The sequence below is a fragment of the Streptococcus sp. S784/96/1 genome, assembly GCF_902729355.1.
Classification (GTDB): Bacteria; Bacillota; Bacilli; order Lactobacillales; family Streptococcaceae; genus Streptococcus; species Streptococcus caledonicus.
The window spans coordinates 20,392-30,548 of the sequence record NZ_CACVCC010000029.1 but is presented as its reverse complement, the minus strand read 5'-3'; the positions used below and the strand labels follow the sequence as shown (position 1 = coordinate 30,548).

The window sequence follows — 10,157 nt, the reverse complement described above, 5'->3', positions numbered from 1 at the left end:
TGTAGTCACGGCCACCTTCACAAGCGCCATAACCAACATAATGCTTCAAGCAAGCCGCAACATAGTTCAGGTGAGACGATTGATCGTTTTGCAGACCTTCGATCTTTGCCTTGGCAAATTGTGATAAGAGATACGGATCTTCTCCGCCACCTTCTGACACACGTCCCCAACGAGCATCTCGACTAATATCAAGCATCGGAGCAAAATGCCAATGAATGCCATCAGCTCGTGATTCTTTGGCAGCCATCTGAGCCGTCCGTTTCATTAAGTCACGGTCAAAACTTCCTGCTTCCGCTAGCGCAATCGGAACGACGGTTTTATAGCCATGAATGACATCCAGCCCAATAATCAAAGGGATGCCAAGACGACTTTCTTCAACGGCAATCTTTTGAAGACGGTTGGACGTTTCTGGGTCTTGGACCATCATGGAGCCTACAAGCCCCTGCTTAATCTCTTCTTCATGGTAATCCTTTTCACTGGTTGCCATAATTTTATGAAACTCATCTTGGGACAGACGCCCATCTGTCATCATTTCAATCAATTCACCAAATGGGACATCGAAGCCACCGACAATAGAAACAGAAGCTTGGTTCAATTGACCGATTTTTTCTTCTAAGGTCATTTTATCAAGCAGTGCTTGAATTTTTTGTTCTTGTACAGCTGATAATTTCATTAGTTCTCCCTTTGAATCTATTTATCTATATAAAGAAGAAGGCTCGGTTCCCCAGCCTCCTCCTTCTACTGTTTTAAAAAAGCAAGTTGTTTGTACACATCAATAAATTCCTGTGCAATAATTTTAAATGCTTCTGCACTCATCAGCTGATCCTCAGCATGCATCAGAATCAGCTTCATTTCAACTCCTTCACTGCTAGCTTCCTTCTGGATTAATTCACTATGCGAGTGATGACCTTCTACAAAAGCCTTGTCACCCTCTGAGATAAGATTAATAGCCTTATCAAAATTTCCAGTTTTAGCTTCTTGAATGGCTTCAATATATGCCGATCGTGCAGAACCTACATTAGCAATGATTTGAAATGCACTTAGCTCAATTCCTTCCATTTCCCATACCTCACCATTTATCATCTAACATTTTTTGAACTAACTTCACAATATTTTCCCCATCCATCATGCCATAATCAGTTGGAGGGATACTGTCAACAGGTTTTCCAGGGAACATGGCTTGAACTTTAGATAAATTGAAGCGAATTTGTGGACCAAGTAAAATAATATCTGCTGACTCTCCAACCTCAGTAACTTCAGAAATTGGATGAGCACTAACTTCCATTTCATATCCAACACTTGTTGCATAGTCTCGCATTTTAGTCATTAATAAACTTGTTGACATACCTGCTGAGCAGACCAAAATTACTTTTCTCATGTTAGACTCCTTCTAAATTACTCTTTATTTTATCATTATTGATTTGCAGCTTGTTCTTCTTTCAAGGCTTGTTTATCAGCCATGACGAAAAATGGATACCAAATAACCATTTGAATCAGCAATGCAATGATCGTTGCGATACCCAAGCGCCAGCCCCCTGTCAAGAAAGGACCGATAAAGGAGGGCATAACCCAAGGAAGGGCTACTGTTGGGTTAAAGGCTGCGCCGACACTCAAGAAATTAACCACAAACCACCCATATAGTCCTCCAATAATGACCGTTGACATCATCGGAATAAAGAAGAATGGATTAAGCATGACTGGCATACCAAAGATCATTGGCTCATTAATATTAAAAATGTTAGGAATAAAGGCAACTTTTCCGAGTGCTTTGTAGCGTTCTGACTTAGCTCTAAATAACAACATAGATAGGGAAAGGGTATTGCCTTGCCCACCAATATAACAGAAACTACTTACAAGAACCACCGCTAAATAAGGCAGTTGAGAAGACGGAGTTCCTGCCATATAAGCTTCAAGATTTGCTGTATTGGCAACAATAATAATTGGATAGTAAACATTCATAATAGGAGCTGGATGGATTCCAAAAAACCAGCAAAGCGTTGCAAAGGCAAGAACTAAAATTGAAGCTAGTGGAGTTGCTCCAACGCCCATAATCGGAACAGCGATGGTTGAATTAAACAAGGTAAAGATATCGCCAGCAGATGTTAAACTAGCCAACCAACGAACAATAAATACACCAAGGAAAATAATCATTGACACAAATGTTGGACTAAGCGATTCTGATACATTTGGTGGAACACTAGCTGGTAATTTTAACCGTAAATTTTTCTTGATTAATTTACTGTATGCAGCTGCAACAATCAATGCTGTAATCATTGCGATAAAAATCCCTTTGCTGCCTAAGTTTTCTTGATACAATCCCGAAACAGTTTCCTCACCAACCTTAATATGAATTGGGTTCAAAGCTAGAAATGATGCCAGTGCTAAAAATGCTGCAATTAGTCCATTTTCACCCTCGTTTTTAGCATAAAAATAAGCAATTGCTGGCGCAACAAATACCGCCATCAAGCTAGAGGTTGCCGCAACAATATCTAACATATTCTGTCCTATTCCTGTGACAGTTAGAAATTTTTGCCATGGTTCAATCGGCAGACTAGCTAAAATCGCAAACCCAGCTACACCTAGACTAATTGGCATAGTCCTCATCATTCCTGCTGTAAATGCAGAGATAATTTTACTCTCGCTTAACTTTTGTGCAATTGGTCCCATCATTTTCTCAAGCCCAACTTGCATCTTATCCATCGTACTCATTTTTAAATCCCTTTCAATATTTCTCCATTTGTTTCGATAACTTTTTTATACCAGTAAAATGATTTTTTAGGTACACGATTCAAACTACCGTTACCGCTATCGTCCATATCAACATAAACAAAGCCGTATCGTTTTCGCATCTCACCTGTTCCTGCACTTACTAAATCAATGCATCCCCATGGCATATAACCGATTAAATCAACACCATCAAGTGAAATAGCTTTTTCCATTTCGATAATATGTTTTTGCAAATAATCAATACGGTAATCGTCATAAATATGGCCATCTTCAGCAATATCATCCTTGGCACCTAAACCATTTTCAACAATCATCAACGGTTTTTGGTAAGTATTCCAAAGTCTGTTTAGTGCAATTCGAAGTCCTATCGGATCAATCGGCCACCCCCATTCCGTTTCTTCTAGATAAGGATTTTTTAGCCCCCCCATCTGGTTACCACCAGTAGAGTCACCTTCCGGAGCACTACTCGTTACCAAAGAATTGTAGTATGAGAAACCGATATAATCTACTATTCCATCTAATAACAGCTGATCATCATCCGATTCTTTTAGTAACGTAATTCCTTGACGTTCTAACTCTTTAAGCTTATAAGAAGGATAATAACCACGACATTGAACATCAAGATAGAAATCCCTCAAATCTTTAGAAACATCCATATCCGCCCAAATATCATCTGGATTACAAGTTTGTGGATAGGTCAGCATATAGGCAACCATCATACCTATCTGATTTTGAGAATCAATATCATGTCCAATCTTAACCGTTTTTGCACTAGCAAGTAACACATGGTATATCGCCTGAGCCAATCTCTGTGGATTTGACTTTTCTTCTGTAATACCAATCATTGAATAATCACGTAAGAAATTGATTTCATTAAATGTCATCCAATATTTTACTTTACCTTTATAACGTTTAAAAACAGTCTCAGCATAATGTGTAAAGAAATCAACAACTTGACGATTTTCCCAACCACCATATTTAGTTGCCAAATGTAAGGGACAGTCAAAATGATTTAGAGTAACCACTGGCTCTATTCCATACGTCAAACATTCCTTGAAAATATTTTCATAAAAAATAAGCCCCTCTTCATTTGGAATCTTATCATCTCCATTTGGAAATATCCGAGTCCAGTTAATTGACAAACGAAAAGCTTTAAATCCCATCTCAGCAAGTAAAGCAACATCTTCTTTCCAGTGATGATAAAAATCCGTAGCAACATGTGATGGATAGTAATAATCCGGGTCAACATAGGCGATCGCTCCTGCTGGCATCTCTGTATTAAAACCTCGCTCTAGTTTGGTTTTAGTTCCATCAGCAAGCTGAATGGTCATGTAACGAGGAATATTGTTAATACCGTCTCCTCCAGTAATAGTATCTGTAATCGCTAATCCCTTACCTCCAGAAAGATAGCCTCCTTCGTATTGATTAGCAGCTGTTGCTCCTCCCCATAAAAAATGTTTTGGAAAACTCATCATTTCCTCCTTGTTCACTTTAAATTTGATCATAAAATTAGATAGCGCTTTCTATATCTTTATTCTACCTCTTTTTAAAACTTGTGTCAATATTGTTTAATATAAAATGAAATAAATTTTAAAATATTTTTATTTTATTTCAAAAATAAATTGAAATATATTTCATTTTAGTCTATAATTTTTACGAAGGGGGAGATACTATGAACATCATTGATTTTATGGAAAGCAAAAAATTATCCTTCACTAAAACTGATTCTAAGATTTACGATAATATTCTAAAAAATCACGATACCTTTTCAAATGCATCCATTTCAGATATTTCATCTCATTTTAATATTTCAAAATCTGCTTTAACTCGCTTTTCACAAAAAATGGGATTTAGTGGCTATAATGAATTTCAATTTTTCTTAAAGCAAAATGCCTTAACAACTAAAAAAGATAATCGAACCAGTCTCGCACACTCCATCAGTGACTTACTCATCTACACCGAAAATCAAGTTAGTGATGAAATGTTGCAAACATTCATTTCGACATTGAGTAAAGCCCGTATCACTTATATCCTCGGTTACAGTGTTACTCGCTTGGCTTCTGATGGACTTGGCATGATTTTAAATTTTGTTGCTAATATTTTAGCGGCTACGCCAAATCTTGATAATTTACCAGACCATCATACAAGCGATGATGTTGTTATTATCTATTCTTCTTTATCTGGAGATGTCTATAAAAATTATATTTCCAATTTAAGTGATGATCCTAATCAGAGACCATTTCTCATTCTAATTACAACCAACCCTAAACACCCACTAAGGCATTACTTTAACGATATTATTGTTCTACCTTCTATTAGTCCTACAAATGAAAATTTTGTAACACATGAGTTATTTACATATCTCTTTTTCAATCAATTGGTTGCTCAAAATTTAAGGAACTCCTAAATTAAAGTTATTTGATTAATATACTTTTTAATTAAAAAACGGAAACATCAATTTGATGCTCCGTTTTTTATCTTTAAACCACCACCTTACGTGAATTCACACCTTTAATTGGGATTGGAATGTAGGCTGTGCGTGTGATGACGGTGAGTTCGACATCATTTTCACCTTTTGGAAGACCGCCTTCTTGGGCTACACGAATTTTTAGTGGGACATTGTATTCCCATTTATAGGTAGTCACGGTCTCCATTTCATCCAAGGTAAACCAGTCTTGTCCATTTGGGCTGCATGTAATGGCTTCACGAGCCACTTGTTCACCATTTACCTTGACTTGGATATCATCCACCATTGATAATGGAATAGCACGGTAGTAAGTGATGAAGGTTTCGAGTTCAAAACCAACTGTTTGACCATCCACTACACGATTTTTACAAGAATCTTTTTTAAAGACGTTATTATCAAACATGTCTTTCCCTCCTAGCCTTCAATTTCTGCAATAGCTTCGCGCAAGAGTTTTTGGTGCGCTGCTACTTGTTCTTTTTCAACCATTGGGTTTCCTGGAAGAATCCAACGGTTGCCTTCGTACTCAGTCGCAACGTAGCCATCATAACCTTTGTCATGCAAATATTGGAGGATACGTCTGTAATCAATTGAGTATTCAATACCTTCTTCAGTCATTTCCCAAAGCTTGAAGTGGAAATGCTTGATGAACGGAATGAGGTCATCCATCACCTCAAGTGGTGTATTTTCATAACCATCTGCTAACATCACATACGGCATATCTTTTGGTTGCACCATCGCTGCCAATTCTGGTTGGAATTGATGATTCTCATCAAAAGCATGTGTCCCATCAAGGCCTTTGTCAAAGAAAGCGTTGAAGTAATCGATAATATCTGGGTTAACACCAAGAACTTGTTTGTTAAATTCATTGAAAACGCGCGGAATACGGTCACAGAAGATACCGGTATCGACAACTAAACCTACATAAGGAGAATTAACACGTTTCATCTCTTCGATAAATTCTGCTGTTTCTGGTTCTGTAAAGCTCATGCCGGCATGAATTTCAAGAGCGATAGCCACATCATACTTCTCACAGTAAGGAAGAAGAGGTTTAATAACAAATGCTGGAACCATTGATACTAGACGAATCAATTTGAAACCAAGACGATTAGCTAATTTGATTTCTTCAATCAAGAGATCAACACATTCTTTTTGTGTCAATGTCCTGTTCTTATAAAGATTGGTATTAAGGAAAACATCTGCACAGACTGGTTTTGCCTTTGTTTTAGCCATAATACGATCCCACTCAGCAAGGGTTTCTTCACTTGGATTTGGAGTACCATGAAGCATTTGGTCGGGAAGTATTTCAAATCCTTCTACGCCTTGCTCGTCAAGGAAGGCCATAATGTCTTCAAGTGACATGCGACCATTCATAAATTCATCTTGTAAACTATACAAGCTTACTGCTGTTTTAATAGCCATTTTTCCCTCTTTCTAAATCACAAAATTTCTGAGATAACGTGCGCTAAGTGTAATTGAGTTTTTCACATCCGTAAATGTTTTTTCAAAAGCTTTGTCTTCAACTTCAATCACGGTGTAACCATCAAAGCCAATGTCCGTTAAAGCTGATACATATTTACCCCAATCAACGTCACCAAGACCCGGAAGTTTTGGACTCATGTACTGAAGCGGAGTCGCCATCACACCAACATCTTTCAATTTATCAGGATAAACCTTGATGTCTTTATAGTGAACATGGAAAATCTTATCCTTGAACTCATAAAGCGGTGCGATGTAATCGATTTGTTGCCATACGAAATGTGAGGGGTCATAGTTAATACCTAGATTGTCAAATGGCAGTGCTTCAAAGACCTGACGCCAAATGGCTGGTGTTGTAAAGAGGTTTTGTCCTCCCGGCCATTCGTCTTCTGTAAAGAGCATTGGACAGTTTTCAATCGCCACTTTAACACCTTTTTCTTTAGCATGAGTCAGAATTGGTGTCCAAACTTTTTTGGCTTCCTCAATATTAACTGAAACCGTTTGACTTGGCATACGTCCGATGAAAGTCGTTACCATATTAACACCCATCAAAGCTGACGCATCAATGACTTTGTACAAGTGATCAATCACTTCTTGACGTTTTTCCAAATCTTCATCAAGCGGATTTGGATAGTAAGCAAGCGATGAAATTTCCACTCCCTTACCAGCTGCATAGACTTTGAGCTCTTCCGCCTTTTCTGCGGTCAAATTAGCAACATCAATGTGGGATACTCCAGCGTAGCGGCGCGCAGCTTTTCCCTGTGGCCAGCATGCCACTTCTACACAGTTCAAACCATTTTCAGCAACGATATCAATTAATTCGTAAAAATCTGAATCACCAAGAATCGCTGATACAAGTCCTAGTTTCATATCTTTTCCTCTTTCTTAATCAAAAGAGCCCGCTCAGGCGCGAGCTCAAGTTTACCTTTTTCTTATTCAAATGAAATGCTACGGTGCTCCTTAGCAGATACACGAATCGCGTCCATGAGTTTCATCAAGCGTAAGATTTGTTCTGGTTTAACAACTAGTTCGCCTTTGCCAGTGACATAATCGTAATAAGCATCGAAGTAATCACGGTGCTGCGTATTCACCTCTGGGAGCGGTTCTGTTACAATTCGACCTTCCGGTGCTGGACCAAATGAACGTGTTGGACCTGCTGCTGTCATCGTAATTTGACCCGGAACATTGCGAAGGAGGTCTGTTGTACGCGTGATTTCTCCTTGTGGGTGGAAGCCATCAATTTTAGCAGAACCCTCATCCCCTCCTAGGAACCAGTGGCGTTCAAACCATCCATCCTCTTGGCTAAGGAAATAAGTACCCAGTTCAACTTGTCCTGTCACACCATTTTTAAATTGCAATTGAATATTAAAGTAATCATCTACATCTTTATTGATGACATTTTTGACCGTTGCATAAACCGTTTCAATCTCACTATCCACCATGTAAAGCATTTGGTCAAGAAGATGAACACCCCAATCATAGAGCATCCCACCACCAAATTCAGGATAGATGTGCCAGTCATGCATATTGCCATTAAATCCATAAAGACTATTTTGGATAGTATACGTTTTGCCTAATGTACCACTTTGATAAACTTCTTTAGCAATGTTAAAGTCTTTATCCCAACGACGTTGATGATGGATGGTAAAACGCACACCAGCTTCAGCAACAACGCGTTGCATCTCAGCAAATTCTTCTGCATTCATTGCGGCTGGTTTTTCACAAATGATATCTTTACCTGCTGCCGCAACCTTTTTAACCATTTCCAAGTGAAGGTGATTTGGCACCGCAATAATAACGGTATCAATAGTTTCTTCTGTCAACAACTCATCTGCTGTCAAATACGTTTTGTACGAAGCATCAGCGTTTTCCAACTGCAATTTATTGATGTCACAAACCGCAACTACTTCTGCATAATCCAAGTCATTAGTAATCATATTGGCATGGGTTTGTCCCATAAAGCCAAATCCGATAATCCCAAAATGTAATTTCTTTTCTGTCATGTTCCTTCTACCTCATGCCAATTTGATGTTTTTTGCTAGATTAGTCTAGCTTCAATCTAAACAGTTTCCGCACTTTCGAAGCTCTTTCATTTCCTAGCTTCGACCTAAAACAGTCCACTGGACTTACGAGACTCTCCCTATTTCTATGCCTCGGTTAAAACAGTCCACTGGACTCACGAGGCTCTCTTGTTTTCTAGCCTCGGTTAAAACAGTCCACTGGACTGTTTTAATCCTCAAATACTACTGCTTTTCCTGTCTCAGCTGATTTGTAGATTGCTTCAAGGATGCGAGTAACCACAATTGCTTGTTCTGGTTTAACAAGTGGTTCTGTGTCGTTAAGGATAGCATCTACCCATTGACGAGCTTCAACGTCACGTTGTTCTTTACTTTCGCCTGCAAATCCAAACACACCACCAGCTTCTGAAGGTTGAATTTCTTCCAATTGACCGTGTGCTGCACGGTTGAAGACTACATAACCTTGGTCCATGAATGCTTTACCGAACATTTCGGCACCACCTTCTGTACCACAAAGGGTTACTTGTGCTTCTTTCGGATTAATCATGTTGAGTGCCCATGCTGCTTCAAGGAAGATTGTTGCACCATTTTTCATTTTAATTAGACCAAAAGCTGAATCTTCCGTTTCAAATGTTTCCGGATCCCAGTTACCAAACATATTACCCATTGGGTTATCTTTGAGTTTTTGGTAAGTTGAACCAAGTACCATTTCAGGTTCATAGTTATCCATATACCAAAGTGTCAAGTCAAGGGCGTGTGTACCGATATCAATAAGTGGTCCGCCACCTTGTTTTGATTTGTCTGGGAATACTCCCCAAGTCGGTACGCCTTTACGACGAACCGCATGTGCTTTAGCAAAGTAAATATCGCCAAGCTCACCATTTTCGCATGCTTCTTTCGTCACAAGTGAGTCTGCACGGAAACGGTTTTGGTATCCAATGGTTAATTTTTTACCTGTACGTTTCGCTGCATCAAGCATTGCTTTAGCTTCTTCATAGTTAATGGCCATTGGTTTTTCACACATAACGTGTTTACCACCTTCAAGTGAAGCAACTGTAATTTCTGAGTGAGAGACATTCGGTGTCAAAACATGAATAACATCAATATCAGGATTATTAGCAATATCGCGATAGTCTGTTGTGACAAGTGCACCTTCAACACCGTATTCAGCTGCAGCTTTAACCGCACGTTCTTCAATAATGTCACAGAAAGCAACCATTTCAAGTTCATCCGATAATTTTGCAAGAGCTGGGAAATGTTTGCTGTTTGCGATACCACCACAACCGATAATACCAAATCTAAGTTTTGTCATTTTCATGACCTCCGTTTTTTCTTTTGATTTTCTTTACACTTAGTATTATAGACTTATCAAATTAAAGTTTCTTATCACTTATTTGCTTTTAAATCAATATTTTTTTGAATAAATCAGATAAAAATAAAAAGAAATGTTAAAAAAGTACCATTAAAAA

Annotated in this window: 11 protein-coding genes; 1 reads left to right on the top strand and 10 read right to left on the bottom strand. The window is 38.5% G+C overall.

Translation table 11 applies throughout. The features are described from left to right. The 5 genes from GZ996_RS09360 to GZ996_RS09340 all read right to left on the bottom strand — a co-directional run. Positions 1 to 673: glycoside hydrolase family 3 N-terminal domain-containing protein (locus tag GZ996_RS09360; protein WP_274378786.1), on the bottom strand; the 673-nt coding region annotated here is incomplete at its 3' end. 65 nt (positions 674 to 738) lie between these two features. Next, complete coding sequence (locus GZ996_RS09355) at positions 739 to 1,059, bottom strand: PTS lactose/cellobiose transporter subunit IIA (protein ID WP_162011909.1); 321 nt, start codon at positions 1,057 to 1,059, stop codon at positions 739 to 741. Positions 1,060 to 1,069: 10 nt separating this feature from the next. After that, positions 1,070 to 1,378: a PTS sugar transporter subunit IIB gene (locus tag GZ996_RS09350; protein ID WP_162011908.1), complete on the bottom strand. Its 309-nt coding sequence runs from the start codon at positions 1,376 to 1,378 to the stop codon at positions 1,070 to 1,072. A gap of 35 nt (positions 1,379 to 1,413) precedes the next feature. Next, entirely contained in the window at positions 1,414 to 2,709 is a 1,296-nt protein-coding gene (locus GZ996_RS09345) for a PTS sugar transporter subunit IIC (RefSeq protein WP_162011907.1), read from the bottom strand. 2 nt (positions 2,710 to 2,711) lie between these two features. Further along, positions 2,712 to 4,199: a family 1 glycosylhydrolase gene (locus GZ996_RS09340; protein ID WP_162011906.1), complete on the bottom strand. Its 1,488-nt coding sequence runs from the start codon at positions 4,197 to 4,199 to the stop codon at positions 2,712 to 2,714. 200 nt (positions 4,200 to 4,399) lie between these two features. Here GZ996_RS09340 and GZ996_RS09335 point away from each other — a divergent pair, with 200 nt between their 5' ends. Continuing rightward, on the top strand, positions 4,400 to 5,134 hold the full coding sequence (locus GZ996_RS09335) for a MurR/RpiR family transcriptional regulator (protein WP_162011905.1): 735 nt from the start codon (positions 4,400 to 4,402) through the stop codon (positions 5,132 to 5,134). Between the two features lie 73 nt (positions 5,135 to 5,207). Here the strand turns inward: GZ996_RS09335 and GZ996_RS09330 are convergent, their stop codons facing one another. From GZ996_RS09330 to GZ996_RS09310, 5 genes are all read right to left on the bottom strand, one after another. After that, positions 5,208 to 5,597: a C-glycoside deglycosidase beta subunit domain-containing protein gene (locus GZ996_RS09330; protein WP_156806020.1), complete on the bottom strand. Its 390-nt coding sequence runs from the start codon at positions 5,595 to 5,597 to the stop codon at positions 5,208 to 5,210. Positions 5,598 to 5,608: 11 nt separating this feature from the next. Beyond that, positions 5,609 to 6,613 carry a sugar phosphate isomerase/epimerase family protein gene (locus GZ996_RS09325; protein ID WP_162011904.1) on the bottom strand — a complete coding sequence of 335 codons (1,005 nt, stop codon included), beginning with the start codon at positions 6,611 to 6,613 and terminating at the stop codon, positions 5,609 to 5,611. Between the two features lie 12 nt (positions 6,614 to 6,625). Beyond that, positions 6,626 to 7,540 (bottom strand): sugar phosphate isomerase/epimerase family protein, encoded by a 915-nt coding sequence (locus GZ996_RS09320; RefSeq protein ID WP_162011903.1) that lies wholly within the window; start codon positions 7,538 to 7,540, stop codon positions 6,626 to 6,628. Positions 7,541 to 7,602: 62 nt separating this feature from the next. After that, on the bottom strand, positions 7,603 to 8,673 hold the full coding sequence (locus GZ996_RS09315; protein ID WP_162011902.1) for a Gfo/Idh/MocA family protein: 1,071 nt from the start codon (positions 8,671 to 8,673) through the stop codon (positions 7,603 to 7,605). Positions 8,674 to 8,899: 226 nt separating this feature from the next. Then, positions 8,900 to 10,000, bottom strand: coding sequence for a Gfo/Idh/MocA family protein (locus GZ996_RS09310; protein ID WP_161979051.1), 1,101 nt, complete (start codon positions 9,998 to 10,000; stop codon positions 8,900 to 8,902). Between the last annotated feature and the right edge of the window lie 157 nt (positions 10,001 to 10,157).

Excerpts from the sequence above, each read along its gene's own strand:
- GZ996_RS09355 (WP_162011909.1), bottom strand. The coding sequence starts at position 1,059 with ATGGAAGGAATTGAGCTAAGTGCATTTCAAATCATTGCTAATGTAGGT.
- GZ996_RS09350 (WP_162011908.1), bottom strand. The coding sequence starts at position 1,378 with ATGAGAAAAGTAATTTTGGTCTGCTCAGCAGGTATGTCAACAAGTTTA.
- GZ996_RS09345 (WP_162011907.1), bottom strand. The coding sequence starts at position 2,709 with ATGAGTACGATGGATAAGATGCAAGTTGGGCTTGAGAAAATGATGGGA.
- GZ996_RS09340 (WP_162011906.1), bottom strand. The coding sequence starts at position 4,199 with ATGAGTTTTCCAAAACATTTTTTATGGGGAGGAGCAACAGCTGCTAAT.
- GZ996_RS09335 (WP_162011905.1), top strand. The coding sequence starts at position 4,400 with ATGAACATCATTGATTTTATGGAAAGCAAAAAATTATCCTTCACTAAA.
- GZ996_RS09330 (WP_156806020.1), bottom strand. The coding sequence starts at position 5,597 with ATGTTTGATAATAACGTCTTTAAAAAAGATTCTTGTAAAAATCGTGTA.
- GZ996_RS09325 (WP_162011904.1), bottom strand. The coding sequence starts at position 6,613 with ATGGCTATTAAAACAGCAGTAAGCTTGTATAGTTTACAAGATGAATTT.
- GZ996_RS09320 (WP_162011903.1), bottom strand. The coding sequence starts at position 7,540 with ATGAAACTAGGACTTGTATCAGCGATTCTTGGTGATTCAGATTTTTAC.
- GZ996_RS09315 (WP_162011902.1), bottom strand. The coding sequence starts at position 8,673 with ATGACAGAAAAGAAATTACATTTTGGGATTATCGGATTTGGCTTTATG.
- GZ996_RS09310 (WP_161979051.1), bottom strand. The coding sequence starts at position 10,000 with ATGACAAAACTTAGATTTGGTATTATCGGTTGTGGTGGTATCGCAAAC.